Source organism: Streptomyces sp. NPDC107538, assembly GCF_055657445.1.
Genome location: NZ_JBVKAY010000008.1, coordinates 437586 through 463792, shown reverse-complemented (window position 1 = coordinate 463792; position 26207 = coordinate 437586). Strand labels below are relative to the sequence as shown.

General features: G+C 70.9%; 23 protein-coding genes and 1 pseudogene. 17 read left to right on the top strand and 7 right to left on the bottom strand.

Annotated features, from left to right (window positions below):
• Positions 1 to 2: 2 nt before the first annotated feature.
• The 16 genes from sbnA (at position 3) to ACZ7MG_RS28915 (ending at position 16466) form a co-directional block, all read left to right on the top strand.
• Complete coding sequence (sbnA, locus tag ACZ7MG_RS28990; protein WP_471384181.1) at positions 3 to 1013, top strand: 2,3-diaminopropionate biosynthesis protein SbnA; 1011 nt, start codon at positions 3 to 5, stop codon at positions 1011 to 1013.
• Between the two features lie 112 nt (positions 1014 to 1125).
• On the top strand, positions 1126 to 2853 hold the full coding sequence (locus ACZ7MG_RS28985) for an acyl-CoA dehydrogenase family protein (protein WP_471384183.1): 1728 nt from the start codon (positions 1126 to 1128) through the stop codon (positions 2851 to 2853).
• Positions 2854 to 3226: 373 nt separating this feature from the next.
• The gene (locus tag ACZ7MG_RS28980; RefSeq protein ID WP_471384945.1) at positions 3227 to 4555 is read left to right on the top strand and encodes a helix-turn-helix domain-containing protein; all 1329 of its coding nucleotides are present in this window, start codon (positions 3227 to 3229) and stop codon (positions 4553 to 4555) included.
• A 157-nt stretch (positions 4556 to 4712) separates the two neighbouring features.
• Positions 4713 to 6101, top strand: a complete 1389-nt coding sequence (locus ACZ7MG_RS28975) for a hypothetical protein (RefSeq protein WP_471384185.1) — start codon at positions 4713 to 4715, stop codon at positions 6099 to 6101.
• Between the two features lie 69 nt (positions 6102 to 6170).
• The gene (locus ACZ7MG_RS28970; protein WP_471384186.1) at positions 6171 to 6752 is read left to right on the top strand and encodes a GNAT family N-acetyltransferase; all 582 of its coding nucleotides are present in this window, start codon (positions 6171 to 6173) and stop codon (positions 6750 to 6752) included.
• A 92-nt stretch (positions 6753 to 6844) separates the two neighbouring features.
• A complete protein-coding gene (locus ACZ7MG_RS28965) occupies positions 6845 to 6928 on the top strand; it encodes a putative leader peptide (RefSeq protein ID WP_309474722.1) in 84 nt (27 codons plus the stop codon).
• A gap of 170 nt (positions 6929 to 7098) precedes the next feature.
• Positions 7099 to 8790, top strand: coding sequence for a nitrite/sulfite reductase (locus ACZ7MG_RS28960; protein WP_471384189.1), 1692 nt, complete (start codon positions 7099 to 7101; stop codon positions 8788 to 8790).
• Complete coding sequence (locus ACZ7MG_RS28955; protein ID WP_471384192.1) at positions 8787 to 8966, top strand: hypothetical protein; 180 nt, start codon at positions 8787 to 8789, stop codon at positions 8964 to 8966. The genes ACZ7MG_RS28960 and ACZ7MG_RS28955 overlap by 4 nt, the downstream gene beginning before the upstream one ends.
• Entirely contained in the window at positions 8963 to 9736 is a 774-nt protein-coding gene (locus ACZ7MG_RS28950; protein WP_471384193.1) for a phosphoadenylyl-sulfate reductase, read from the top strand. Before ACZ7MG_RS28955 ends, ACZ7MG_RS28950 begins: the two co-directional genes overlap by 4 nt.
• Before the next feature lie 56 nt (positions 9737 to 9792).
• A complete protein-coding gene (gene cysC / locus ACZ7MG_RS28945; protein WP_471946199.1) occupies positions 9793 to 10359 on the top strand; it encodes an adenylyl-sulfate kinase in 567 nt (188 codons plus the stop codon).
• Positions 10356 to 11294, top strand: coding sequence for a sulfate adenylyltransferase subunit CysD (cysD, locus tag ACZ7MG_RS28940; protein WP_471384196.1), 939 nt, complete (start codon positions 10356 to 10358; stop codon positions 11292 to 11294). The genes cysC and cysD overlap by 4 nt, the downstream gene beginning before the upstream one ends.
• 2 nt (positions 11295 to 11296) lie before the next feature.
• Positions 11297 to 12625 carry a sulfate adenylyltransferase subunit 1 gene (locus tag ACZ7MG_RS28935; RefSeq protein WP_471384199.1) on the top strand — a complete coding sequence of 443 codons (1329 nt, stop codon included), beginning with the start codon at positions 11297 to 11299 and terminating at the stop codon, positions 12623 to 12625.
• A 219-nt stretch (positions 12626 to 12844) separates the two neighbouring features.
• Positions 12845 to 13954 carry an ABC transporter substrate-binding protein gene (locus tag ACZ7MG_RS28930; RefSeq protein WP_471384201.1) on the top strand — a complete coding sequence of 370 codons (1110 nt, stop codon included), beginning with the start codon at positions 12845 to 12847 and terminating at the stop codon, positions 13952 to 13954.
• A gap of 49 nt (positions 13955 to 14003) precedes the next feature.
• On the top strand, positions 14004 to 14792 hold the full coding sequence (locus ACZ7MG_RS28925) for an ABC transporter ATP-binding protein (protein ID WP_471384204.1): 789 nt from the start codon (positions 14004 to 14006) through the stop codon (positions 14790 to 14792).
• Complete coding sequence (locus ACZ7MG_RS28920; RefSeq protein ID WP_471384207.1) at positions 14779 to 15699, top strand: ABC transporter permease; 921 nt, start codon at positions 14779 to 14781, stop codon at positions 15697 to 15699. Before ACZ7MG_RS28925 ends, ACZ7MG_RS28920 begins: the two co-directional genes overlap by 14 nt.
• 5 nt (positions 15700 to 15704) lie before the next feature.
• The gene (locus ACZ7MG_RS28915; protein WP_471384209.1) at positions 15705 to 16466 is read left to right on the top strand and encodes a sirohydrochlorin chelatase; all 762 of its coding nucleotides are present in this window, start codon (positions 15705 to 15707) and stop codon (positions 16464 to 16466) included.
• An 89-nt stretch (positions 16467 to 16555) separates the two neighbouring features.
• Here the strand turns inward: ACZ7MG_RS28915 and ACZ7MG_RS28910 are convergent, their stop codons facing one another.
• The gene (locus ACZ7MG_RS28910) at positions 16556 to 17140 is read right to left on the bottom strand and encodes a TIGR03086 family metal-binding protein (RefSeq protein ID WP_471384211.1); all 585 of its coding nucleotides are present in this window, start codon (positions 17138 to 17140) and stop codon (positions 16556 to 16558) included.
• Positions 17141 to 17191: 51 nt separating this feature from the next.
• Positions 17192 to 17743: a DUF1697 domain-containing protein gene (locus tag ACZ7MG_RS28905; RefSeq protein ID WP_471384213.1), complete on the bottom strand. Its 552-nt coding sequence runs from the start codon at positions 17741 to 17743 to the stop codon at positions 17192 to 17194.
• A 237-nt stretch (positions 17744 to 17980) separates the two neighbouring features.
• On the opposite strand from ACZ7MG_RS28905, the gene ACZ7MG_RS28900 reads away from it, so the two are divergent.
• Complete coding sequence (locus ACZ7MG_RS28900; RefSeq protein WP_471384216.1) at positions 17981 to 20251, top strand: MMPL family transporter; 2271 nt, start codon at positions 17981 to 17983, stop codon at positions 20249 to 20251.
• A 69-nt stretch (positions 20252 to 20320) separates the two neighbouring features.
• On the opposite strand, the gene ACZ7MG_RS28895 is transcribed toward ACZ7MG_RS28900, so the two are convergent.
• The 5 genes and pseudogenes from ACZ7MG_RS28895 to ACZ7MG_RS28875 form a co-directional block, all read right to left on the bottom strand.
• The gene (locus tag ACZ7MG_RS28895) at positions 20321 to 21277 is read right to left on the bottom strand and encodes a CDP-alcohol phosphatidyltransferase family protein (protein ID WP_471384219.1); all 957 of its coding nucleotides are present in this window, start codon (positions 21275 to 21277) and stop codon (positions 20321 to 20323) included.
• Between the two features lie 237 nt (positions 21278 to 21514).
• A pseudogene (locus ACZ7MG_RS28890) lies at positions 21515 to 22820 on the bottom strand (glycosyltransferase).
• Between the two features lie 255 nt (positions 22821 to 23075).
• The gene (locus ACZ7MG_RS28885) at positions 23076 to 24359 is read right to left on the bottom strand and encodes an ABC transporter substrate-binding protein (RefSeq protein ID WP_471384222.1); all 1284 of its coding nucleotides are present in this window, start codon (positions 24357 to 24359) and stop codon (positions 23076 to 23078) included.
• Positions 24359 to 25192, bottom strand: coding sequence for a carbohydrate ABC transporter permease (locus tag ACZ7MG_RS28880; protein ID WP_471384223.1), 834 nt, complete (start codon positions 25190 to 25192; stop codon positions 24359 to 24361). The genes ACZ7MG_RS28885 and ACZ7MG_RS28880 overlap by 1 nt, the downstream gene beginning before the upstream one ends.
• The gene (locus ACZ7MG_RS28875) at positions 25189 to 26136 is read right to left on the bottom strand and encodes a carbohydrate ABC transporter permease (RefSeq protein WP_471384226.1); all 948 of its coding nucleotides are present in this window, start codon (positions 26134 to 26136) and stop codon (positions 25189 to 25191) included. Before ACZ7MG_RS28875 ends, ACZ7MG_RS28880 begins: the two co-directional genes overlap by 4 nt.
• Positions 26137 to 26207 lie beyond the last annotated feature (71 nt).

Here is a 26207-nt window from a genome sequence, read left to right as displayed (position 1 = left end):
CGGTGCCAGTCATATCCGTTCCCACGGACTTCAACGAGGAGGAGCTGTACGTCGATCTGCGTCAGGTCGTCGGACACCAGCTCTTCCTGAAGTGCGAGGGGTTCAACTTCGCCGGCTCGATCAAGCTCAAGGCCGCGTCCGAGATGGTGCGGGCCGCCGAGCGGGAGGGACGTCTCCGGCCGGGCTCGACGCTCGTCGAGTCGTCGTCCGGCAATCTGGGCGTCGCGCTGAGCATGATCGCGGCGAGCCGGGGCTACCGGTTTCTGTGTGTGACCGATTCCCGGTGCAATCCGCAGACCCGGCGCGTGATCGAGGCGCTGGGCAGCCGGGTGCACATCATCTCCGAGCCGGACCCGCACGGCGGTTTCCTGGGGGCGCGGATCTCGTACGTCCGCGCGCTGTGCGCCACCGACCCGGGGTACGTGTGGCTCGACCAGTACACCAATGAGGCGAACTGGCGGGCGCACTACCGCACCACCGCGCCCGCGATCGCCCGGCAGTTCCCGCGGCTGGACGTGCTGTTCGTGGGGGTCGGCACCTCGGGGACGCTGATGGGCTGCGCCCAGTGGTTCTGGGAGCGGCGGCGCCGGGTGCGGATCGTCGCGGTGGACAGCGTGGGTTCGGTGGCGTTCGGCGGTGCGCCGGGCCGCCGGATGATCCCGGGGCTCGGCACCAGCGTGACCCCGGCGCTGCTCGACGCGTCCTATGTCGACGACGTCGTCCGGGTGGAGGAGATCGACACCGTACGGGCCTGTCACCGCATGGCCCGGCGCGGCTTCCTCTTCGGGGGCTCCACCGGCACGGTCGTCAGCGGCGCCGGCGCGTGGCTGGCCCGCAACGGCACACCCGACACCACGGCCGTGGCGATCTCCCCGGACCTCGGGGAGCGCTACCTCGACACCGTCTACCGGCCGGGCTGGCCGCTGGAGCAGTACGGGGAGGCCGTACTCGGCCCGGAGGAGGAGTTCGGCACGGGCGAACTGGGGACGGGCGAGCTGGCGGCACCCGTCTGAGGCGACCTCCGGGTGCCCGGCGCCGACCGGTTCCGGTCGGCGCCGGGCACCCGCCGCGGGACACCCCTGGCTGTCGCCGTGACGACGGGATGCCGACGGGTAGGTTCCGGATATGGCATCCAGCACCCATGAAGTGACCAATCAGCCTCCGCCCCTGGTGGACTACGACGTCTTCGGCGCCGACGAGGTGCTGACCGAGGCGGTCGAGCGGCATCTGGCGCCCGATGTGCTGGAGGAGGCGCGGGACGAACTGGCCGGGTTCGGGCGTACGGCCGGCTCCGCGCAGGTGCAGGAGTGGGGGCGGCTGGCGAACGAGAACCCGCCGAAGCTGCGGGCGTACGACCGGTACGGGAACCGGGTGGACGAGGTCGAGTTCCATCCGTCGTGGCACCGGCTGCTCGGCAAGGGGGTCTCGGCGGGGCTGACGGCGGCCTGGACCCGGCCCGGCGGGCATGTGCGGCGGGCGGCGGCGTTCGTCGTCTGGACCCAGGTCGAGGCCGGCAACGGCTGCCCGCTGTCCATGACCCACGCGGCGGTGCCCGCGCTGCGCACGGACCCGGCGCTCGCCGCCGAGTGGGAGCCCCGGCTGACGTCCGTGCTCTACGACTGGGACATGCGGCCCGCCGACCAGAAGGCCGGGGTCCTGTTCGGGATGGGCATGACCGAGAAGCAGGGCGGCAGCGACGTCCGCGCGAACACCACCGCCGCGCGACCGCTGGCCGAGGACGGGACGTACGAGCTGACGGGCCACAAGTGGTTCTGTTCGGCGCCGATGTCGGACGGGTTCCTGGTGCTGGCGCGGGCTCCGGGCGGACTCACGTGCTTCCTCGTCCCCCGGGTGCTGCCGGACGGGTCGCGGAACGTGTTCCGTATCCAGCGGCTGAAGGAGAAGCTGGGCAACCGGTCGAACGCCTCCGCCGAGGTCGAGTTCGACGGGACGTGGGCGCGCCGGGTCGGGGACGAGGGTGCGGGGGTGCGCACGATCATCGGGATGGTGGCGGCCACCCGGCTGGACTGCGCGCTGGGTTCGGCCTCGCTGATGCGGCAGGCGGTGGCACAGGCGGTGCATCACTGCGCGTACCGGGAGGCGTTCGGCGGACGGCTGATCGACAAGCCGCTGATGCGCAATGTCCTGGCCGATCTGGCGCTGGAGTCGGAGGCGGCGACGACGCTGGCGCTGCGGGTGGCGGCGGCCTACGACAGCGTGGACGCGGGCGGCGGCGCGGGCGGTGGCGCAGGCGGCGGCGCGGGCGGCGGGAACGAACGCTCGTTTTACGGGGCGGACCCCGCCGGCGCGGACGCCGAGAACGAACGCTCGTTTTTGCGGCTCGCGGTGCCGATCGCCAAGTACTGGATCACCAAGCGCTGCGCCCCGCTCGTGGTCGAGGCCTCCGAGTGCCTCGGCGGCAACGGCTATGTCGAGGAGTCCGGCATGCCCCGCCTGCTGCGCGAGTCACCGCTCAACTCCATCTGGGAGGGCGCCGGAAACGTCCAGGCGCTCGATGTGCTGCGGGCCCTGCGCCGCGAACCCGGCGCCCTCGACGCCTACTTGCGGGAGGTGGGCCGGGCACGGGGCGCCGACCACCGGCTCGACCGCGCGATCAAGGACCTGCTGACCGAACTCGCCGATCTGGACGGCATCGAGGCCCGCGCGCGCCGGCTCGCGGAACGGCTCGCCCTCGTACTGCAGGGCGCCCTCCTCGTGCGGTACGCGCCCCCGGCGGTGGCCGACGCGTTCTGCGCCTCCCGGCTCGGCGGCGACCGGGGCTCGGCCTTCGGCACCCTCCCGCACACACTGGACCTGGCGTCGATCGTGGAACGGGCGCGTCCGGTGGCTTGAACCCGCACGCACCGAGGACGCCTCCGGCCTCCGCAGCCATCCTCTTTCGAGTGGTCGCACAAGGCCGTTACGACGCGGGGGTGGTGCTGCGCCGACACGGCACCACCCCCGCTCTCCGGCCCCTTCGAGCGGAGCGCGTACGCCGCAGCGGGCGACGTCGAACAAGTTTCAAGGAGCACGGGCCGGTACGCCAGGGTTGCAGGGGGTTGCAACTCATCTGCGCTCTGTGGCCGGAGTGTGTCCCTCCGTGGCCGAAGAGCGGCAGACTATGAACCCCGCAGTCAACGCCGTCGCGCAGATCCGGACTTCCACGGCCATCAGGGGCCGGGAGGCACACCGGACCGCCGGGAAGGAACGAGTGCCGCACTCGCCGATGGAAGTCACGCGGCTCACCGAGACCGACGCCGCCCGAGCGGCCCGGGTCCTCGGCGAGGTCCGCGCCTCCACCCTCGACGGCCGGCCCTCGAAACCCGCCCCGCGCCCGGCGATCCGCGAGTCCTGGGGCCGCATGGCACACAGCGGTGTCGACCCCGACCACGACTTCCGCGCCGACCTCCTCGGCCGTGACGAGGTGGAGCGCCGCCGGCAAACCTCGCGGCTGCGCCATGTCCTGCCGGTGCTGCGCGAGGGGCTGCTCTCCCTCGCGGACACCGAGCGGCACATCATGATGGTCGCGGACGCCGACGCCCGGGTGCTGTGGCGGGAGGGCAGTACGGCGGTGCTCCGCAAGGCCGACGGGCACGGCCTCGGGATCGGCGCGGACTGGCGCGAGGAGACCGTCGGCACCAACGGCGTCGGCACGCCCCTCGTCGCCCGCCGTGCCGTCCAGGTGTTCTCCGCCGAGCACTTCGTACGGGCCCTGCACCCCTGGACGTGCACCGGCGCCCCCATCACCGACCCGCGCGACGGCCGGCTGCTCGGCTCGGTCGACATCAGCGGCCCCCTGGAGACCCTGCACCCCTCGACGCTCGCCCTGGTCGACTCGGTGGCCAAGCTCGCCCAGGCACGGCTGCGGGAACTGCACGTCATCTCGCTGGAGGAACTGCGCGCGGTGGCGGCCCCGGTGCTGGCCCGGCTCGGCGGTCGCGCGGTCGCCGTCGACCGGGACGGCTGGACGGCCGCGGTCACCGGGATGCCGTACACCAGCCGGGTCGCCCTGCCCAAGTCCCTCTCCCCCGGCCGCTGCTGGCTGCCCGCGCTCGGCCTGTGCACCGTCGAACCGCTGCCCGCGGGCTGGCTGATACGCCCCACCGCGGAGCCCGCGCCCGCCCCGACCGCCACGCACATCACGCTCGACGTCTCCCACCCGCGCCGGTGGACCGTCACCGTGGCCGGCTGCGCGGGCTCCTGGACCCATGAACTGACGCCCCGCCACGCCGAACTGCTGTACCTGCTCGCCCTCCACCGCGCCGGCCGCAGCGCGTCCGCGCTGGCCGACGACATGTTCGGCGATCCGGCCCGGACCGTCACGGTCCGCGCCGAGATGTCCCGCGTACGGCGCTATCTCGGCGCCTTCCTCGACCACCGCCCGTACCGCTTCACCGAGCGGGCCGACGTCGAAGTCCTGCTCCCCGACACCCCGTTGGACCTGCTGCCGCACTCGGTGGCACCGGGGGTGGTCCGCACCCGGGGCGTCGCACTGGTGAGCCCCGGTCAAACATCCGCGGCCCCTCGCGACCATCCGCACCCCCCTTTCCGGTGAACGGATCATGGCCTCGGGGTGAGGGATCTCCCTGTATTTCCCGGGACCTCGGCGTGACACGTGTCCCACTGCCGTAGCATCGCAGCCAGGCCGCCCCACCTGCCTCGCCGTCAAGATCTTGTTCTCGGTTGGCAGTTGGCCGTCCCCGGGAGGTTTCATGAAGCACCGCGGCAGACACCGTCGACGCAGAAGGGGACGTGCGCTGCGCGCGTCCCTGGCGGGAACCGCGCTGGCGCTCACGGCGGCGGCCACCCTGATCAGCACGTCCCAGGCGGCGGGCGGCCGGACGCCGGGCGCCCTCTCCCCGGTCACCTCGTCCGGTGAGCTGCGCGCGCTCCAGCTCCGGGAGACCCTGACCGACCGCACCGCCCTGCAGGCCCTGACCGACGAGACCGGCGGCCCGGTCGGTGTCGACGAGGTGCTGGGCAGCGCGAACCACGCGATGCGGGGCGAGGGCGACTGCTTCGGCTCCGAGCGGGAGAACCTGCCCGTCGAGCCGGTGGCCTCGCGGGCGTACTGCTGGGAGCCGGGCGACGCGGTCAACGACCGCTGGATCCCCCGCTCGGTCACCACGTCCCGGAACAACCAGGTCATCGCGGCCGGCTGGACCCACAGCGGCGCCACGAGCGACAACCTCGACGGCAGCGGCAGCGGTGCGGACGACGCCGGGCTCGCCCGGGTCGCCTTCGTCGACGCCCGCGACCCGGCGAACCTCCGCTACCGCTGGGTCCTGCTGGTCGTGCCGACGGCCGACGCCCGGGGCTTCGAGGGCCTGCGGTCCCGGCTCGGCGGCATGGCCTGGTACGAGGACAAGCTGATCGTCACCGCCCGGGGCCCGCAGAGCCGCGGACAGCAGGACGACTCCGTATACGTGTTCGACCTGGCCCGCTTCCTCCGGGCCGGCGTGACGGACAGCGACGCGATCGGCAGGGCCGGCGACGGCTGGTCGGCCCACCACTACCGGTACGCGCTGCCCGCGGTCGCCGCGTACAGCCCGGCGGCGGGCGGCGGCTGCGACCCCCGGGGCGACGACGGGGCGCCCTGTCTCGGCTCGCTCTCCCTGGACCGGACGTCGAACCCGCCCACGGTCGTCGCGAGCGAGCGGCTCCGGCCGGGCCGCGAGGAGCCCGCCCGGGTCTGGCGCTACGCCCTCGACACCACCGCCGACCGCACCGGCCTGCTCACCACCACCGGGCGCCGGAGCACCGCCGTCGCCACCGAGGCGTACGCGACGGAGGCGTCCCGGGTGCGGGGCGTCCTCGCCCACCAGGGGGACTGGTACGTCGACCAGGCCGCCGAGAAGCGCGACGGGCAGGGCACCCTCTGGCGGCAGGACGAGGAAGGGGCCGACGCCGCCAAGTGTGCGGACGGCCAGTCCGGCGAGTCCTCGGGCTCGGCGCTGGAGTCTTACGACTGCTGGGGCCGGAACAGCGCCTCCCTCTCCTACTCACCGGAGACCGGCGAGCTGTGGACCCTCACCGATCCCATCCCGGAGCGCGTGCTGTACGCGGTGAAACTGTCGGACGTCGACGGCTCGCTGGACTAGGCGTCTCCGCCGACGAGGCATCCCGGCCCGGCCTTGGAGGCGGGCCGGGGACCGTGATTCCCTGGGCCCATGAGCAGCAGCCCCGTCACCACCTGGTCCCTGGAGCAGACCTCGCCGAGCGATCTGCTTCCCGCCGCCGCCCCCGAGGGCGACGACGTCCGCATCGTGCGCGCCGAGGTCCCCTCCCCCGAGTTCAGCCGCTTCCTGTACGCCTCCGTCGGCGGCGACATCCGCTGGATCGACCGGCTGTCGTGGCCGTACGAGCGGTGGCAGGAGCACCTGGGCCGGCCCGGGGTGGAGACCTGGGTGGCCTACGACCGGGGGACGCCGGCCGGTTATGTGGAGCTGGAGCCGCAGGACGGCGGGGCCGTGGAGATCGTCTACTTCGGACTGATCCCGGCGTTCCGCGGGCGGCGCATCGGCGGGCATCTGCTGTCGTACGGGGCGGCGCGGGCCTGGGACCTCGCCGAGCGGTGGCCGGAGCTGCCGCCGACCAAGCGGGTCTGGCTGCACACCTGCACCCGGGACGGCGAGCACGCCATGGCGAACTACCAGCGGCGGGGTTTCCAGCTGTTCGACACCAAGGTGACGGAGGAGGCGGACGCCCCGGCGCCGGGGCCCTGGCCCGGCGCGACCGTTCCCACACCATGACCCACATCACATCGTCTCGACATGCGAGACATCCTTGTCCGGAATGTGGATGACGGTGGACTCGGTCTAAAGAGCCGTGACACGCTTCCGTCATGTCTGGAACTGGAATTGCCTTGGTGAGTCGGCGCCATGTCGACCTCGGCCGCATGTCCAGCGCCATCTGTCCGGTGAGCTGACGCCCCTGCCGCGAGGGGTTGGACGACCCCGGGCACTAGCGCCGCACCCTCCTCTGTTTCAGCCCGCGCAACGACGCGCAGGCGACGCACACGCTGCCCGCGTGTGCCCGCATGCGCGCGCAAGCGCAGGTCAGAGCCGCCTCCCCGCCTTTCCCGAAGGACATACACCCATGGCCGCCACCCCGCAGAACCCCGCCACGCCCCGCCGCAAGGTGAGCCGTCACCGTGGCGAGGGCCAGTGGGCCGCGGGACACTTCACCCCGCTGAACGGCAACGAGCAGTTCAAGAAGGACGACGACGGTCTCAATGTGCGGACACGCATTGAGACGATCTACTCCAAGCGTGGCTTCGACTCGATCGACCCCAACGACCTGCGCGGCCGCATGCGCTGGTGGGGCCTGTACACCCAGCGCAAGCCCGGGATCGACGGCGGCAAGACCGCGATCCTGGAGCCGGAGGAGCTGGACGACAAGTACTTCATGCTGCGGGTGCGGATCGACGGCGGACGCCTGACCACCCAGCAGCTGCGGGTGATCGGCGAGATCTCGCAGGAGTTCGCCCGGGGCACCGCCGACATCACCGACCGGCAGAACGTCCAGTACCACTGGATCCGCGTCGAGGACGTCCCCGAGATCTGGGAGCGGCTGGAGGCCGTCGGGCTGTCCACCACCGAGGCCTGCGGTGACACCCCCCGTGTGATCATCGGCTCGCCCGTCGCCGGGATCGCCGCCGACGAGATCATCGACGGCACACCGGCGATGGACGAGATCAGCCGGCGGATCATCGGCAACCCGGACTTCTCGAACCTGCCCCGCAAGTTCAAGTCCGCGATCTCCGGCTCGCCGCTGCTCGACGTGGCACACGAGATCAACGACATCGCCTTCGTCGGCGTCCGCCACCCCGAGCACGGCCCCGGCTTCGACCTCTGGGTCGGCGGCGGTCTCTCCACCAACCCCAAGATCGGGCAGCGGCTCGGCGCCTGGGTGCCGCTCGACGAGGTCGCGGACGTCTACGAGGGCGTCATCTCCATCTTCCGCGACTACGGCTACCGGCGGCTGCGCACCCGCGCCCGGCTGAAGTTCCTGCTCGCCGACTGGGGCACGGAGAAGTTCCGCCAGGTCCTGGAGGACGAGTACCTCAAGCGCAAGCTGGTCGACGGCCCCGCGCCCGACCAGCCGGTGGCCCGCTGGCGCGACCACGTGGGCGTCCACCAGCAGAACGACGGCCGCTACTACGTCGGGTTCGCCCCGCGCGTCGGCCGGGTCGACGGCACCACGCTGACGAAGATCGCCGACCTCGCCGAGGCGCACGGCTCCGGCCGGGTCCGGACCACCGTCGAGCAGAAGATGATCGTGCTCGACGTCACCGAGGAGCAGGTCGACTCGCTCGTCTCGGGCCTGGAGGCGCTGGACCTCACGGTCAACCCCTCGCCCTTCCGGCGCGGCACCATGGCCTGCACCGGCATCGAGTACTGCAAGCTCGCCATCGTCGAGACCAAGGCGCGCGGCTCCCAGCTGATCGACGAACTGGAGCGCCGCATCCCCGACTTCGACGAGCCGCTCACCATCAACATCAACGGCTGCCCGAACGCCTGTGCGCGTATCCAGGTGGCGGACATCGGTCTCAAGGGCCAGCTCATGCTCAACGACCAGGGCGAGCAGGTCGAGGGCTACCAGGTGCACCTGGGCGGCGCGCTCGGCCTGGAGGCCGGCTTCGGCCGCAAGGTCCGCGGTCTCAAGGTCACCTCCGACGAACTCCCGGACTACGTCGAGCGCGTGCTCAAGCGGTTCCAGGACGAGCGCGAGGACGGCGAGCGCTTCGCCGCCTGGGTCACGCGTGCCAGCGAGGAGGCCCTCTCATGAGCGAGCGAGCCGCCCCTTTCTACTGCCCCTACTGCGGTGACGAGGACCTGCGCCCCAACGAAGAAGGTCATGGGGCGTGGGAATGCGGAGCCTGCAATCGAGCCTTCCAGTTGAAGTTCCTCGGGCTGCTTTCCCGGGGTGTTCAGCGAGCCGACAGCGGAGGGGATCACATATGACTGCCGTTCAGACGGACTCGGATTCCGATACATCCGCGTCCACGGCCGCGTCCTCGACGGACGCGGCCGACCCGGACGCGGCGCGGCGCGCCGAACTCAAGGCGCTCGCCGAGCAGGCCGGCCGCGACCTGGAGGACGCCTCGGCGCTGGAGATCCTCCAGTGGGCCGTGGACACCTTCGGCAAGCGTTTCTGCGTGACCTCCTCGATGGAGGACGCGGTCGTCGCCCACCTCGCGTCCCGGGCCCGGCCCGGCGTGGACGTCGTCTTCCTCGACACCGGCTACCACTTCCCGGAGACCATAGGCACCCGGGACGCCGTCGAGGCCGTGATGGACGTCAACGTCCTCACGATCACCCCGCGGCAGACGGTCGCCGAGCAGGACGCCGAGTACGGGCCGAAGCTGCACGACCGCGACCCCGACCTGTGCTGCTTCCTGCGCAAGGTCAAGCCGCTCGAAGAGGGTCTGACCCGGTTCGACGCCTGGGCGACGGGCCTGCGCCGCGACGAGTCCGAGAGCCGGGCGAACACCCCGGTCGTCGGCTGGGACGACAAGCGCGGCAAGGTCAAGGTCTCCCCGATAGCGCGCTGGACGCAGGACGACGTGGACGCCTATGTCGCCGAGCACGGTGTGCTGACCAACCCCCTGCTGATGGACGGCTACGCCTCCGTCGGCTGCGCCCCCTGCACCCGCCGGGTCGCCCCGGGCGAGGACGCGCGGGCCGGCCGCTGGGCCGGGAACGCCAAGACCGAGTGCGGGCTGCACCTGTGACCGCGACCGTGCCCACGACGAACGACGTACCCGCGAAGAACGACGACCCCGTTCCTGTGACGAACCAGGAGAACCACGTGACGACCGGAGCCACCGGAGCCACCGTCTGGCTCACGGGTCTGCCGAGTGCCGGCAAGACCACCATCGCCTACGAACTCGCGGGCCGCCTGCGCGAGGACGGCCACCTCGTGGAGGTCCTCGACGGCGACGAGATCCGCGAGTTCCTCACCGCGGACCTGGGCTTCAGCCGCGCCGACCGGCACACCAACGTGCAGCGCATCGGCTTCCTCGCCGATCTGCTCGCCCGTAACGGCGTCAAGGCGCTCGTCCCGGTCATCGCGCCGTACGCCGACAGCCGCGAGGCGGTCCGCAAGCGGCACGCGGCGAGCGGCGCCGCGTATGTCGAGGTGCATGTGGCGACGCCGGTCGAGGTCTGCTCCGTACGCGATGTGAAGGGCCTGTACGCCAAGCAGGCGGCCGGGGAGATCTCCGGGCTGACCGGGGTCGACGACCCGTACGAGGCTCCCGAGACCCCGGATCTGCGCATCGAGTCGCAGGACCAGACGGTCCAGGAGTCCGCGGCGCTGGTCCACAAGCTGCTCACCGAGAGGGGTCTGGCATGACGACGACCGTCGCCGCCGTCTCCGGGGAGACCGGCACCCCGTACACCCTGTCCCACCTGGACACGCTGGAGTCCGAGGCGGTCCATATCTTCCGTGAGGTGGCGGGCGAGTTCGAGCGGCCGGTGATCCTGTTCTCCGGCGGCAAGGACTCCATCGTCATGCTGCACCTGGCACTGAAGGCCTTCGCCCCGGCGGCGATCCCCTTCACGCTGCTGCACGTCGACACCGGGCACAACTTCCCCGAGGTCCTGGAGTACCGCGACCGTACGGTGGCCGAGCACGGGCTGCGCCTGCACGTCGCCTCCGTGCAGGACTACATCGACCGCGGTGTGCTCAAGGAGCGGCCTGACGGCACCCGCAACCCTCTCCAGACCGTGCCGTTGACCGAGAAGATCCAGGCGGAGAAGTTCGACGCCGTCTTCGGCGGTGGCCGTCGCGACGAAGAGAAGGCGCGGGCCAAGGAGCGCGTGTTCTCCCTGCGGGACGAGTTCTCCCAGTGGGACCCGCGGCGCCAGCGTCCCGAGCTGTGGAACCTCTACAACGGGCGGCACGCACCCGGTGAGCACGTCCGCGTGTTCCCGCTGTCCAACTGGACCGAGCTGGACGTCTGGCAGTACATCGCCCGCGAGAAGATCGAGCTGCCGGAGATCTACTTCGCGCACGAGCGTGAGGTGTTCCAGCGGGCCGGGATGTGGCTGACCGCCGGCGAGTGGGGCGGCCCCAAGGACAACGAGACCGTGGAGAAGCGCCTCGTCCGCTACCGCACCGTGGGGGACATGTCCTGCACGGGCGCGGTGGACTCGGACGCGGTGACGCTGGACCAGGTCATCACCGAGATCGCCGCCTCCCGGCTCACCGAGCGGGGCGCGACCCGCGCCGACGACAAGATGTCCGAGGCCGCGATGGAAGACCGTAAGCGCGAGGGGTACTTCTAGGCATGACCACGACCACGGAACTCACCGAGACGACCCTGCTGCGGTTCGCGACCGCCGGTTCGGTCGACGACGGCAAGTCCACCCTCGTCGGGCGGCTGCTGCACGACTCCAAGTCGGTCCTCACCGACCAGTTGGAGGCCGTGGAGCGCGCCTCGGCGAGCCGTGGCCAGGACGCCCCGGACCTCGCGCTGCTCACCGACGGACTGCGGGCCGAACGCGAGCAGGGCATCACCATCGACGTGGCCTACCGCTACTTCGCCACGGCCAAGCGCCGGTTCATCCTCGCCGACACCCCCGGCCATGTGCAGTACACCCGCAACATGGTCACCGGCGCCTCCACCGCCGAGCTGACGGTGATCCTGGTCGACGCCCGCAACGGCGTCGTCGAGCAGACGCGCCGGCACGCCGCGATCGCCGCGCTGCTGCGCGTGCCGCACGTGGTGCTGGCCGTCAACAAGATGGACCTGGTCGCGTACGAGGAGCAGGTCTTCGCGCGGATCGCCGAGGAGTTCACGGCGTACGCGTCCGAGCTGGGCGTCCCGGAGATCACCTCCATCCCGATCTCGGCGCTCGCCGGCGACAACGTGGTGGAGCCGTCCGCGAACATGGACTGGTACGGCGGCCCGACCTTCCTGGAGCACCTGGAGTCGGTCCCGGTCAGCCATGACCTGGCGCACTGCCACGCACGGCTGCCCGTGCAGTACGTGATCCGGCCGCAGACCGCCGAGCACCCGGACTACCGGGGCTACGCGGGCCAGATCGCGGCCGGGACGTTCCGGGTCGGCGACGCGGTGACGGTCCTGCCCTCCGGCCGCACCACCAAGGTCACGGGCATCGACCTCCTCGGCGAGCCGGTCGACGCGGCCCACACCCCGCAGTCGGTCACCCTCCTGCTGGAGGACGACATCGACATCTCGCGCGGCGATCTCCTCGTCCCCAGCAAGGACGCGCCCGCGACCACGCAGGACATCGAGGCGACCGTCTGCCATGTGGCCGACCAGCCGCTGACGGTGGGCCACCGGGTGCTGCTCAAGCACGGCACCCGCACGGTCAAGGCGATCGTCAAGGACATCCCGTCCCGGCTCACCCTCGACGACCTGTCCCTGCACCCGCACCCCGGGCAGCTCGTCGCCAACGACATCGGCCGGGTGAAGGTCCGTACGGCGGAGGCACTGCCCGTCGACTCCTACGCCGACTCCCGGCGCACCGGCTCCTTCATCCTGATCGACCCCTCCGACGGCACCACGCTGACCGCCGGCATGGTCGGCGAGTCGTTCGCCTCCCCCGAGCCCGTCAAGGACGAGGCCGAGGACGACGGGTGGGACTTCTGACATGAACCCCGTGGACTACTACGCGACGTTCGCGAAGGAGGGCGGCCGGGTCGGCAGCGGCGCCCTCGGCAGCGGGCAGGGCGGAGTCGCGCGATGTGTGCGCTGACGTACGCGCACCGCTCGCGCGCCCTCACCCCCCACCGCCGTAGACGAAAACCCGACCTCCCGGCCACGACCTGAGAGACCGTGACCGCCGGGCCTCCGAGAGGAACACCTCCCGTGCCTGCACACCGCTCGTCCGCCTTCCGGCGCACCTTCGCCGCCGTCGCCGCGCTGCCCCTGCTCGCTCTCGCCGCTTGCGGTTACGGTTCCCAGTCGACCGAGGCCAAGACCGACAAGGTCGCCGCCGGGGCCGAGAAGATCGACGGTCTCGACACCGTCAACATCGGCTACTTCGGCAACCTCACCCATGCCACCGCCCTCGTCGGCATCCAGAAGGGCTTCTTCCAGAAGGAGCTCGGCGGCACCGAGGCGAAGTACACGACCTTCAACGCCGGCCCCTCCGAGATCGAGGCCCTCAACGGCGGCTCCATCGACATCGGCTGGATCGGCCCCTCCCCGGCGATCAATGGCTACACCAAGGCCGACGGCGCCAACCTGCGCATCATCGGCGGTTCGGCCTCCGGCGGAGTGAAGCTCGTCGTCAACCCGGACAAGATCAAGTCCCTGAAGGACGTCAAGGGCAAGAAGATCGCCACCCCGCAGCTCGGCAACACCCAGGACGTGGCGTTCCTCAACTGGATCGCGGAGCAGGGCTGGAAGGTCGACGCGAGCACCGGCAAGGGCGATGTGTCGGTGGTCCGCACGGAGAACTCCGTCGCCCCGGACGCCTACAAGTCCGGCGCCATCGACGGCGCCTGGGTGCCCGAGCCGACCGCCTCCAAGCTGGTCGCCGAGGGTGCGAAGGTCCTGCTGGACGAGGCCGACCTGTGGCCGGACAAGAAGTTCGTGATCACGAACATCATCGTGCGCCAGGAGTTCCTGAAGGAGCACCCGGACGTCGTCGAGGCCGTGCTGCGCGGCTCGGTGAAGACCAACGCGTACATCGCCTCCGACGGTGACGCGGCGAAGGCAGCGGCCAACGCCCAGCTCAAGGCCGACTCCGGCAAGGAGCTGCCGGCCGAGGTGCTCGACCCGGCGTGGAAGTCCATCCAGTTCATCAACGACCCCCTGGCGTCCACCCTGCAGACCGAGGCGGACCACGCGGTCAAGGCCGGTCTGCTGGAGAACCCGAAGCTCGACGGCATCTATGACCTGTCGCTGCTCAACAAGGTCCTCAAGGCCGAGGGCGACGACGAGGTCGACGACGCGGGTCTCGGCGTCAAGTAACCACGAAGTCAGCTGAGTTGGTCCGATGAGTTCCCAGGAGGTGACGACCATGGCCACCGCACTCGCCAAGGCCGCCGACGGCGTCCAGGCGGCCGAGCACGCCGCCCGTATCGAGCACGTATCGAAGTCCTTCGCCGGGCCCGCCGGGCAGCAGCTCGTCCTGGACGACATCACGCTCGATGTCGCTCCGGGCGAGTTCGTCACCCTCCTGGGGGCCTCGGGCTGCGGCAAGTCGACGCTGCTCAACCTGGTCGCGGGTCTCGACGACCCGACGGCCGGCAGCATCACGACGGACGGGCGTCCGGCGCTGATGTTCCAGGAGCACGCCCTGTTCCCGTGGCTGACCGCGGGCAAGAACATCGAACTGGCCCTGAAGCTCAGGGGAGTTCCGAAGAACGACCGTCGCGAGCGGACCGAGGAACTGCTCGGTCTAGTCCGGCTCCAGGGCGCCTACGACAAGCGGGTGCACGAGCTGTCCGGCGGTATGCGCCAGCGGGTCGCCCTGGCCCGCGCCCTGGCGCAGGAGAGCAAACTGCTGCTGATGGACGAGCCGTTCGCCGCGCTCGACGCCATCACCCGGGACGTGCTCCACGACGAGCTGACCCGGATCTGGAGCGAGACACGGGTCTCGGTGCTGTTCGTGACGCACAACGTGCGCGAGGCGGTGCGGCTCGCCGAGCGGGTCGTGCTGCTGTCCTCGCGCCCCGGCCGGGTGGCCCGCGAGTGGACCGTGGGCATTCCGCAGCCGCGCCGCATCGAGGACACCGCCGTGGCGGAGCTGTCCGTCGAGATCACCGAAGAACTGCGCAAGGAGATCCGCCGCCATGGCCAGCACTGAGACCACGAGCGACGCCGGCCCCGGCAAGAACGGCAGGAACGCCGGGGATTCCGACGATCTCGCCGGGCTGGAGGCGGGCCTCGACGCGCTGGACTCGGTGCAGACCGGGCGTCCGCCGCTGCGTCAGGTCCTCGTCCAGAAGGTGCTGCCGCCGATCACCGCGATCGCCCTGGTGCTGGCGGTCTGGCAGCTCCTCGTCCTGGCGGAGGTCGCGCCGGCCTACAAGCTGCCCGCACCCTCCGCGGTGTGGGACGAGGTCCGGCAGGCCTGGTTGCAGGGCACGCTCCTGGAATCCATCTGGACCAGCGTCTCCCGCGGTCTGCTCGGCTTCCTCGCGGCCCTGGCGATCGGCACCCCGCTGGGGTTGCTGGTGGCCCGGGTCCGGGTCGTCCGCGCGGCGATCGGTCCGATCCTCTCCGGTCTGCAGTCGCTGCCGTCGGTGGCGTGGGTGCCGGCCGCGGTGGTGTGGCTGGGCCTGGAGCCGTCGGTGATGTACACGGTCATCCTGCTCGGCGCGGTCCCGTCGATCGCCAACGGTCTGGTGTCCGGCATTGACCAGGTGCCACCGCTGTTCCTGCGGGCCGGCCGCACCCTGGGCGCGACCGGGCTGAAGGGCACCTGGTACATCGTGATGCCGGCCGCGCTGCCCGGCTATGTGGCCGGTCTGAAGCAGGGCTGGGCGTTCTCCTGGCGTTCGCTGATGGCCGCCGAGATCATCGCCAAGGCTCCCGACATCGGCTCGGGCCTCGGCCAGATGCTGGAGGCGGGCCGCACCAACAGCAGCATGCCGCAGGTGTTCCTGGCCATCTTCCTCATCCTGATCGTCGGTATCGCCATCGACCTGCTGATCTTCAGCCCGCTGGAGCGCTGGGTGCTGCGCAGTCGCGGTCTGCTGGTGAAGAGCTGATCCGCGTGTTCCCCAGGTCCAGGAAGCCGGTCCTCCTCGTCGTCGCCCACGGCAGCCGCGACCCGCGGCACGCCGCGACCGTGCACGCCCTCGTCCGGCGGGTGCGGGCGCTGCGCCCCGGGCTGCGCGTGGAGACCGGCTTCCTGGACTTCAACGTCCCTTCCGTGCAAGGGGTGTTGGAGTCGCTGGCGGCGGAGGGCGTCCGGGACGTGGTGGCCCTGCCGCTGCTCCTGACCCGCGCCTTCCACGCCAAGGCCGACATCCCGGCCGTCCTGCGGGAGGCCCCGCCGAGCCTGCGCGTCCGCCAGGCGGAGGTACTGGGCCCCTCGCCCCTGCTGCGGTCGGCCCTCGAACGCCGTTTGTACGAGGAGGGGTTGAGCCCCGCCGACAAGTCCTCGACCGGGGTCGTGCTGGCCTCGGCGGGGTCCTCCGACCCGGAGGCGATCGCGGTGATCGCCGACATCGCGCGGGAGTGGTGGCACACCGGTTGGTGCGCCGTGCGACCCGCGTTCGCCTCCGCATCACTCCCCCGCACCGAAGACGCCGTACGGGAACTGCGCGCGCTCGGCTGCGAACGGGTGGCCGTGGCGCCGTACGTCCTCGCCCCCGGCCGGCTCCCGGACCGCATCGCGCGGGGCGCGGCCGGGGCGGACGTCCTCGCCGACGTCCTGGGCCCGGCGCCGGAGGTGGCCCGGCTGCTGCTGCGCCGCTACGACGAGGCGTCCGTGAAGGCGCTGCTGCCGACCAGGGTCGTCGCCAGCGCCTGAATCAGGGCCCGTGCCTCAGGGCCGGGTACTCAGGGCCCGGTGCTCAAGGCTCGGGGCCCTCCCGGCCCGGCGCGTGCGTTCCTGTCATCTCATCCGCCGAGTTTCGGGTCCCGGCCGCTCGACGCCAACGCCCTGTCGAACACCGGTGCGTCGGCCGGGACCGGGACGGGGTCCGCGAAGCCGTCGTACTGGCGGTAGAGGGCGCCGTGGGTCTCCACGACGCCCAGAACGAAGCGGGCGGCCGGGTCCGAGATCCGGAAGTGTCCGCCCGTGGCCGCCGCGACGTCCCAGCCGTGGACGGCCATCTCCTTGATGATCATGCCGGCGAGATCGGCGGCGGGCAGGGGGCCCATGCCGAGGTCGATGTCGCCCTCCCAGAGGGACGGGTCGGCCCAGGCGGTGACCGCGCGGTCCAGCTGGGCGGCATAGGCGTCGGCCCAGTCGGGGTCGGCGGTGAAGTCGCGCTGCGTCAGCTCGTCGGGGAGGGGCTTGCGCAGGGCGCGGTGCTCCAGGCCGTGCGAGGTGTAGAGGACCCAGTGGTTGACCAGGGCGCGGACGTCCCAGTCGCCGCAGTGGGTGGGGTGGGCGAGCTGGTCCGCCGTGACGTCCCGGGCGATCCGGGACGCCTCGGCGGCGCATTCGACCATGTACGGAAAGGCGTCGTGGTTGTTCATGCGCCTCACGCTAGGCACGGCCCGCCCGACCCTCTTGAACAAACGCGACAGTCAGCCGGCCGCGGTCAGCTCCACCAGTTTCGTCACCGTGTTCCAGTTGCGGGACGTGCCGATCAGGCCTTTCAGGAAGCGCGGCTTCGCCAGGGTCTCCGCGAGCTTGGAGCGGCCGAGGCCCTCGGGGGCGTACAGGTACAGCGCGCGGTCTCCGAGCCTGAACTCCTCGGGGAGGAAGGCCGGTTGGTCGATCTCCTCGAAGCGGCTCGCGTCCGCCGTCTCCGACAGATACGTCACGTGCAGTTGCTTGCCCTCCAGTTCCGCCGCCGGGAACGGGCAGGCGTCGCGAACGGCCTTCAGGTAGGCGTGGTCGCGGACCAGGACGTCGACGGTGAAGCCGAAGTCGTTCTCGATGGCGGCGGTGATCTCGGTGGCGAGGGATGTCTCGTCGCCGTGGTCGCTGGTGAGGACGGCGTTGCCGCTCTGGAGGTAGGTGGCCACGCCGGTGTGGCCGAGGCCGGTCAGGAGGGTGCGGAGGTCGGCCATGGGGACCTTCTTGTTGCCGCCCACGTTGATTCCGCGCAGGAGCGCCGCGTACGTCGTCGTCATGGGGTCACGATAGGCACGGCAGGGCGCGGGCACCCTGAGGAGGGGCCCTGAGAGGCGCGGATAGGTGTAGGGGGTCGCTGTCCTCCTTGGTGGGGAGGAGGTGCGGTCCGAGCGGATGAGTCGTAGGCGCCGGGGTTCACCGGACAGTACGAAGCGATGCCCTTATCCGGCCCATACCTTCGAAGTGAAGGGCGACGGCAGGGGGCCGTCACCCGGCGACGAGGGGACTGGTCGGCGATGGCTGACGGAGACATACGGGTGCGGGGGGTCGCCGCGCGGGCGGGCGGCTGGAGCGCCCGGCACCGCTGGGCGGCCGTCGGGATCTGGCTGCTGTTCGTGGCGCTGACGATGGGGATCGGCTCGGCGATGGGCTCGGTCGAGGTCAAGGACAGCGACCAGCTCAAGGGGGAGACCAGCACGGCGGCCCATATCGTCGAGAAGGCGGGGATCGAGGAGCCCGCCGGTGAGACGGTGCTGATCCAGGCGAAGGACGACGGCGTCAAGGCCACGGACGCCGCGTTCCGGGCCGCCGTGGACGATGTGATGAAGGCCGTCGAGGGCACGGGGAAGGTCACGGACGTGACCTCGCCGTACGACACGCGGACGATCTCGGAGGACGGGCGCAGCGCGCTGGTGCAGTTCGACGTGCGGGGCGCGTCGGACACCGCGGGCGAACGGATCGAGCCGGTGCTGAAGGCCGTCGAGGGGGTGCAGAAGGAGCACGGGACGCTGCGGATCGAGGAGATCGGCGGCGCCTCGATGATGAAGACGTTCGACGACGCGTTCGGGGACGACTTCAAGAAGGCCGAGTACTCGGCGGTGCCGGTGGCGCTCGGCATTCTGCTGATCGCGTTCGGCGCGGTCGTCGCGGCGCTGCTGCCGGTGGCGCTCGCGGTCACCGCGATCATGGCGACGATGGGTCTGATGGCCATCGTCAGCCATGCGATCCCGATGAGCGACACCGCCAACTCCGTGATGCTGCTGGTGGGTCTGGCCGTCGGCGTGGACTACTGCCTGTTCTATCTGCGCCGGGAGCGCGAGGAGCGCGCGGCGGGCCGGGATCCGCAGACCGCGCTGCGGGTGGCCGCCGCGACCAGTGGCCGCGCCATCATCGTCTCCGGTGTCACGGTGTGTGTGGCGATGGCGGGCATGCTGTTCACCGGGCTCGCCGAGTTCGAGGCGATGGGCCTGGCCTCGCTGATGGTCGTCGCCGTCGCGATGGTCGGGTCGGTCACGGTGCTGCCGGCGCTGCTGTCGCTGCTGGGCGGGCGGGTCGAGAAGGGCCGTATCCCCTTCCTGCACCCGGAGAAGCGGCGGAGGAACGGCCGTTCCGCGGGCGACGGTGCGGAGAGCCGTTTCTGGAACGCCGTGCTGCGGGTCGTCCTCGCCAAGCCGGCGCTGTCGCTGGCCGTCGCGACGGGCGCGCTGCTCGCCGTGGCCGCGCCCGCGCTCGGGATGAAGACGCAGAACCTCACGCTGGACCAGGAGTTCGGCGACTCGCTGCCGATCGTGCAGACCTACAACCGGGTCAACGAGGCCTTCCCGGGCGGTTCCGAGCCGGCCGAGGTGGTCGTGAAGGCCGAGGACATCAACGCGCCCGAGGTGCGGGCGGCGCTGGCGGACTTCAAGGCGGAGGCCGTCGCCTCGGGCGCCTCGCGCGGCCCGGTGGAGATCAAGGTGCACGACGCCCAGAACGTGGCCTTCGTGTATGTGCCGCTGGTCGGCGGCTCCGACCAGGACAAGGCCGGCGCGAGTCTGGACAAGCTGCGCGACGAGGTACGGCCCGCCACGCTCGGCAAGGTCGACGGTGTCGAGGCGCCGGTCACCGGGCAGGTCGCGGGCAACCAGGACTTCAACGACCAGCTGGTCGGCTCGGTCGTCCCGGTCTTCGCCTTCGTCGTGGTCTTCGCCTTCCTGCTGATGCTGCTGTCGTTCCGCTCGCTGACGATCGCGATCACGTCGATCGTGCTGAACCTGCTGTCGGTGGGCGCCGCGTACGGCATCCTCGTCGCGGTCTTCCAGCACGGCTGGGGTGCCTCGCTGGTGGGCGCGGAGGGTGTCGGCGCCATCATCACCTGGCTGCCGCTGTTCCTGTTCGTGATCCTGTTCGGGCTGTCGATGGACTACCACGTGTTCGTGGTCTCGCGGATCCGTGAGGCGCGACTCAAGGGCCGTACGACGAAGGAGGCGATCCGGCACGGGGTGGTCACCACGGCCGGGGTCGTGACCAGCGCCGCCGTCATCATGGTCGCCGTCTTCGCGATCTTCGGGACGCTCTCCATGCAATCCATGAAGCAGATGGGTGTGGGCCTGGCGGCGGCCGTCCTCATCGACGCGACGATCATCCGGGGTGTACTGCTCCCGGCGGTGATGGCCCTGCTCGGCGAGCGCAACTGGTATCTGCCGAAGTGGCTGAACCGGCTGCCGGACCTCACCCACGACGAGTCCCCGGAGCCGGGGCCGGACCCGCTGCCGCCGGCCAGGGAGGGTGCGCGGGTACGGGTCTGATCGGGGCCCGAGCGTGGCCGGGGGCCGGGGTGGTGTCACCACCCCGGCCCCCGTCTGTCGTCCGTCGGCTCAGGCCGCCCTGGCCACGTCCCCCCGCATGTCTCCCCGGTCGAAGGAGTCGAGGGTGCGGGTGAAGTCGCGGGTGGAGAGCAGCAGTTTGTAGACGATGGCCAGTTCGAAGACGAGGAGCAGGACGCCGGAGACGATGGTCGTCGTCAGCACCGCGTCGATGATCGGGCCGATCATGAAGACGCCCATCTGGAACTCGATGCCGCTGATCAGATGCGGGCGGACGCGGTGCCGCAGCAGGAAGGAGCGGACGCGCAGATACGCGGGGAAGCGGCGGCGGAACTCCTGGTGCAGGTCGACGACCTGGGCCTGCGGCGCGGCCTGGGTGACCTCGGCGGCGGCCGTGCGCAGGTCCTGCTCGATGTCGGCCTCGGGGTTCTCGCGCAGCAGGTCCTCCATGAAGGCGAGTTCCCGCCCGTTCTCGGCGCGGCGGGCCTCGCGGAGCCGGGCCTTGATCTGCTTGCGCATGGTGTGGCGGACCTTGAAGGTCTCCAGGGAGTTGATGTAGCGCAGCGCGTCGCAGCCGATGACGGCGGCGGCGAGCCAGATGTAGAGCGTGTCGCCGGTGCGGTGGTACTGCCCGGCCATCAGGGCCACCGAGCACGCGGCGACCCGGACCCGGTCGAAGACGAAGTCGAGCCAGGCGCCGAACACCGAGCCCTGGCCGGTGAGCCGGGCGACCTTGCCGTCCATGCAGTCGAGGATGAAGCTCAGGTGGTAGACGACGGCGCCGGCGATCAGCCAGCGCCAGTCGCCCAGCGCGAAGAAGCCGGCCGAGACCAGACCCAGCAGGAAGGCGCCCCAGGTCAGCTGGTTGGGCGTGATCCTCGTGTACTTCGCCGTCAGCCGTACCAGCGGGGTGGCGACCGGGTCGACGAGCAGCACCGTCCACCAGGCGTCCCGCTTCTTCTGCGTGACGCGGCGCACTTCCGCGAGGTCGGGTATGTCTCGGCGCATGGGTCAACTTCCTGGCGTTCGAATGGAATTCACTCCCAGCTTGGAAGTCGTTCACACGAGGAACAAGAAGTGTCGAACACAACCTTTCGGAGGGGGTAACGGTCGAACCCGGTAACAGAGTCAGTGCGCGTTCCGCGCGGACCGGGCGTTACCTGAGCGTTACCGAGTGATCCGACTGTGACCTAAATAGTTCCGGGATTTCACGGTAAGCGTGGAACCAACCGGCTTGCCCCGCTATCAGGGGGTCCGGAGCGGGGTACGAAGCTCCGCCTCGATGAGGTCGGCGGCCTGACGGGTGCCGCCCTCCGCCGCCATCTCCCGCTGGACCCCCTGGAGCCTGCGGGCCACTTCGGGATCGTCGACGAGGGCGAGGACCGCCTCGCGCAGAGCCTCGGCCGTCGCCTCCTCCTTGGGCAGATGGCGGGCCACCCCGAGCGCCTGGAGCATGTCGGCGTTGCCGAACTGGTCGACGGCCTGCGGTACGGCGACCATCGGCGTGGCGGTGGCGAGGCCCTCCTGACTGCCGCCGGCGCCCGCATGGGTGATGAAGGCGTCGGCCTGTTTCAGGATCGCCAGCTGCGGCACCCAGTCCCGCACCTCCACGTTGGCCGGGATCTCGCCCAGCTCGGCCGGGTCGACGTGCCGGCCGACCTGGAGCACCATGTGCCAGCCGGGGAGGTCACCGAAGGCCTTCACACACTCCCAGTAGAAGTCGGGCTGCTTGGTGAAGGACGAGCCCAGCGAGACGAGCAGCACCTTCTCCGCGTCGGCGGGGCGGGTCCAGTCGCCCTGTGCCGCGCGGTCGCCCTGGCAGGCGCCGACGAAGGTGTAGTGGCGCTCGTCGACCCGGTCGGCGTGCGGCTGGAGTGCCTTCGGGATGAGGACGAGGGAGCGTTCGGGGCGGCCGAGGAAGGGGTCGGGGTGCTCGGTGATCCCGTTCTCCTTCAGCCAGGCCTCGAAGCGGGCGTAGTACGCCCGGCCGCGTTCGGTCTTCTTCGGTTCGGCCCACATGGGTTCGGCGACCTCTTCCTCGTAGCCGGTCCAGGCGACCAGGTTCGGGGAGAGGGAGATCGCCTTGACGCCCCAGCGGTGGGCTAGGACGGCCGCGGGGTAGGAGGTGATGTCGTGGAGCACGAGGTCGGGTTCGTCGCCCTCGTACGCCTTGATGAGCTGGGGCAGGGCCTGGATGGCGTCGTCCAGGAAGGGTTCCACGTTGTCGAGGAGCGTGCTCCCCCACGCCTCGGGGTCGGCGTCGGGGCCGGGCAGGGTCGAGTGCCAGGGTTTCGGTTCGGCGCCGGTCTCCGCGACCTTCTCGGCGAAGGCCGGCGGGATCGCGTACGTCACCCTGTGACCCCGGGCCACCAGCTCTCGGATCACTTCGAGGCTGGGGTTCACGTGGCCGTGGGCGGCGATGGAGAACATGGCGATGTGGGAGGTCATGAACCCGACGGTACGCGAGACGAGACGTATCGTGCAACCGGGTTTTTGTGGTCGCACTTTCGGGTGCGTCGTCGAGTGCGGGTCGGTGGGGCTTCTCGCGCAGTTCCCCGCGCCCCTAAAAAACCAGGCCCTGCGGGCCTGAAAGACCACGGCCCTCCGGGCCTGAAAGGCGATGGGGCTGCGAGCCTGAAAAGGCGACGGGCTGCGGGCCTGAAGGGGCGACGGGGCTGCGGGCCTAAAAAGTCGACGGGGCTGCAGGGTGAAAAGCATGGGGCGCAGCCCCGGCTTTTCAGGGGCGCGGGGAACTGCGCGAGAAGCCCCACCGGGCCGGCAGCCGACAGCGCACCCAACCACCCCCCTAGCGCTGGTACCGCGCGAGCACCAGGTTCCCGTCCCGCTCCAGGCGTCTGCGCAGCTCACCCAGACCGATCGCCCCGCTGTAGTACTCCTGGTACGCGGGCGTGGCGACCTTGTCCTTCCACTCCGGGTACCCGCGTACGGACTGCGCGGGCGCGGAGCGGAGGTACGCGGACAGCGCCGTCCCCGTGGCCCAGTCGTCCTCCGCCGTACGCAGGGCCGGATCCCGGAGGGCCTCCGTGCCGGTCGGGAGCATCCAGTCCCCGAGGGCGAGGCGGACCATGTTGTCCGGGCGGAGGAGGAAGTCGATGAACGCGACGGCCTCCCGCCGGTGCGGACTGTCCTCGGCGACGGACAGCGTCTGCGGACTGACCCCCTGCGCAAGCCCCTCCGCCCCGGCCGGCGCGGGCAGCACCTGCCACTCGAAGCCCTCGGGAGCCTGCTGCACGATCTGCTGACGGTACGAGAAGCCGAGCGGAACCATCGCGTACTTGCCGCCGAAGAAGCCGGGCAGGGTGTCGGAGCCGCCCATGCCGAGCGTGGTGCGGGGCGCGCTCCCGTCGGTGTTCACCTCGTCGTGCACGGTCTGCGGGACGACCGCGTCGGCCGCCTCGAAGCGGACCTCGACCTTGCCCTCCGCGTCCCGGTGGAAGAGCTGTCCGCCCGCCGAGAGGGAGAGGTTCAGCGTGGCCGACACCGGCTCCTTCAGCGGCCAGGCCACCCCGTACCTGCCGTCCCCGCTCAGCTCTTTCGCGACCGCCCTGAACTCCTCCCAGGTCCACGGGTCCTCCGGCGTCGGAACGCGCACGTCCGCCTCGCGCAGCCACGTCGCGTTGGCGATCAGCACCCTCGGCTCCTGGAGGAACGGCACCCCGTAGACACCGTCCCCGAACGTCGTCGTCTCCCAACTGCGGCGCGGGATGTCCGACTTCAGCCGCTCCGGCAGCAGCTCGCGCAGATCGGCGAGGTAGCCGCCGTACGCGAAGTCCGCGAGGTCGTCGGAGGCGTCATGGATGATGTCGGGCGCCTCACCGCCCTCGAAGGAGGTGAGCAGCTGGTCGTGGACGCTGTCCCAACTCCCTTGTACGTACTCGACCTCGACACCGGGGTGGGTGGCGTTCCACTCCTTCACCAGCTCCTTGTTGACGGCGACGGACTCCTCCTGCCAGGCCAGGGACTGGAAGCGGAGGGTCACCCGGCCGTCGTCGGAGGTGCCCTCACCGCCGGTGCAGCCGGCGGCGAGGGCCCACAGCAGCAGGGCCGCGACGAGTCGTCGTGCGCGCATCAGCTCTTCACCGCCCCGGCGAGCATGCCGCCCGTGATCCGTCTCTGGATGACCGCGAAGACGACCAGGGACGGGAGTGTCGCGAGGAAGGCCGCCGCCGCCAGCGGGCCGAGGTCGGCCACGCCCTCCGCGCCGATGAAGTGGGTGAGCACGACCGGCAGGGTCTGCTTCTCCGGGGTCTTCAGCAGGACCAGCGCGAAGAAGAACTCGTTCCAGGCGGTGATGAACGCGAACAGCGCCGTCGCCACGATGCCGGGTGCCAGCAGCGGCGCCGTCACCGACAACAGCGTCCGCAGCTTCCCGGCCCCGTCGACCGCCGCCGCCTCCTCCAGCTCGGCGGGCACGGCCCGGACGTAGCCGACGAGCATCCACAGCGCGAACGGCAACGCCCACACCACGTACACCATGATCAGTCCGGGCAGGGAGTTGATCAGCCGGAGGTTCTTCAGCACCAGGAACAGCGGGATGATCACCAGCACGAACGGGAACGCCTGGCTGACCACCACCCACCCGGTCGCCATCCGCGACAGCGTCGTGCGGTGCCGGGCCATCACGTACGCCATCGGGGTCGCGATCAGTACGGCGACGACGGCCGCGCCGAGCGCCGCGAGGAACGAGTTGAACGCGGCCTGGAGCAGGGGCTGTTCGTCGAAGGCCTGGCGGAAGTTGGCGAGGGTGGGGTCCTCCGGGATCCAGGTCGGGTGGAGACTGCCCAGTTCGCGGGCCGGTTTGAAGGCGGTGGAGACCAGCCAGAGGAACGGGAACGCGAGGAAGACGAGATACGCGAGAAGGGCCAGGTACTGGCCGGTGCGAGCGGCTCTGCTGGTCCTCACTTGCCCTCACCCCGTCGCAGTCGGCCCACCAGCACGAACGCCAGGACGATCGAGATCACCGCGACCATCACACAGCCCATCGCCGCCGCGTACCCGAACTGCCCGTAGCGGAAGGCCTCCTCGTAGGCGAAGAGCATCGGCAGGCGGGTGCGGCCGCCCGGGCCGCCGTTGGTCAGGACGTAGACCAGGGCGAAGGAGTTGAAGTTCCAGATCAGGTTGAGCGCGGTGATCGCGAGGGCGACGGGTCTGAGGGCGGGCCAGGTGACCGTGCGGAAGCGGCGCCAGGCGCCCGCGCCGTCCATCGCGGCGGCCTCGTGCAGTTCGCGCGGGGTGTTCTGCAGGCCGGCGAGAAGGGCGACGGTGGTCTGGGGCATGCCCGCCCAGACGCCGACCACGATGACGGCGGGCAGGGCGGTGGCCAGTCCGCTCAGCCAGTCCCGGCCGTCGCCGAGGCCCAGGTCGCGGATCGTCTCGTTGAGGATGCCCGCGTCGGGGTTGTAGACGAGCCGCCACATGATGCCGACGACCACCTCGGGCATCGCCCAGGGGATGATCGCCAGCGCCCGCGCCAGCCAGCGCAGCCGCAGGGGCTCGTTGAGGAGCAGCGCGAGGCCGAGGGCGAGAAGGAACTGCGGGACGGTGACACCGACCGCCCAGAGCAGGCCGATGCGGAACGACTCCCAGAACAGGGTGTCGTGCAGCAGGTCCTGGAAGTTGAGGGTGCCGATCCACCGGGTCGGCTCGGTCCGCCCGGACTGGGCGTCGGTGAACGCCAGCGCGATGCCGTAGAGCAGCGGTCCGACGCTCAGCACCAGGATGGGGATCAGGGCGGGCAGGACGAGGAACCAGGCGCCGTGGTCGAGCAGACGCCGGTCCCGGCCGTCCGCCGGGGCGCGCCGCTTGGCCGGTCGCGGGCGTCGCGGCTTCGCGGTCGCCAAGGTCATGTCCGTCATGGTGCTGAGGCCATGACAGGGCGTCAAGGCACCGCGCACAGGGCCCGACCTGTGCGAATGCG

Coding starts and splice junctions, on each gene's coding strand:
- ACZ7MG_RS28935 (WP_471384199.1), top strand. CDS start 11,297: ATGACCACGACCACGGAACTCACCGAGACGACCCTGCTGCGGTTCGCG.
- ACZ7MG_RS28895 (WP_471384219.1), bottom strand. CDS start 21,277: ATGCGCCGAGACATACCCGACCTCGCGGAAGTGCGCCGCGTCACGCAG.
- ACZ7MG_RS28885 (WP_471384222.1), bottom strand. CDS start 24,359: ATGCGCGCACGACGACTCGTCGCGGCCCTGCTGCTGTGGGCCCTCGCC.
- ACZ7MG_RS28980 (WP_471384945.1), top strand. CDS start 3,227: ATGGAAGTCACGCGGCTCACCGAGACCGACGCCGCCCGAGCGGCCCGG.
- ACZ7MG_RS28910 (WP_471384211.1), bottom strand. CDS start 17,140: ATGAACAACCACGACGCCTTTCCGTACATGGTCGAATGCGCCGCCGAG.
- ACZ7MG_RS28920 (WP_471384207.1), top strand. CDS start 14,779: ATGGCCAGCACTGAGACCACGAGCGACGCCGGCCCCGGCAAGAACGGC.
- ACZ7MG_RS28925 (WP_471384204.1), top strand. CDS start 14,004: ATGGCCACCGCACTCGCCAAGGCCGCCGACGGCGTCCAGGCGGCCGAG.
- ACZ7MG_RS28985 (WP_471384183.1), top strand. CDS start 1,126: ATGGCATCCAGCACCCATGAAGTGACCAATCAGCCTCCGCCCCTGGTG.
- cysD (WP_471384196.1), top strand. CDS start 10,356: ATGACGACGACCGTCGCCGCCGTCTCCGGGGAGACCGGCACCCCGTAC.
- ACZ7MG_RS28960 (WP_471384189.1), top strand. CDS start 7,099: ATGGCCGCCACCCCGCAGAACCCCGCCACGCCCCGCCGCAAGGTGAGC.
- ACZ7MG_RS28975 (WP_471384185.1), top strand. CDS start 4,713: ATGAAGCACCGCGGCAGACACCGTCGACGCAGAAGGGGACGTGCGCTG.
- ACZ7MG_RS28905 (WP_471384213.1), bottom strand. CDS start 17,743: ATGACGACGACGTACGCGGCGCTCCTGCGCGGAATCAACGTGGGCGGC.
- ACZ7MG_RS28900 (WP_471384216.1), top strand. CDS start 17,981: ATGGCTGACGGAGACATACGGGTGCGGGGGGTCGCCGCGCGGGCGGGC.
- ACZ7MG_RS28965 (WP_309474722.1), top strand. CDS start 6,845: ATGTCTGGAACTGGAATTGCCTTGGTGAGTCGGCGCCATGTCGACCTC.
- ACZ7MG_RS28955 (WP_471384192.1), top strand. CDS start 8,787: ATGAGCGAGCGAGCCGCCCCTTTCTACTGCCCCTACTGCGGTGACGAG.
- ACZ7MG_RS28875 (WP_471384226.1), bottom strand. CDS start 26,136: ATGACCTTGGCGACCGCGAAGCCGCGACGCCCGCGACCGGCCAAGCGG.
- ACZ7MG_RS28950 (WP_471384193.1), top strand. CDS start 8,963: ATGACTGCCGTTCAGACGGACTCGGATTCCGATACATCCGCGTCCACG.
- ACZ7MG_RS28970 (WP_471384186.1), top strand. CDS start 6,171: ATGAGCAGCAGCCCCGTCACCACCTGGTCCCTGGAGCAGACCTCGCCG.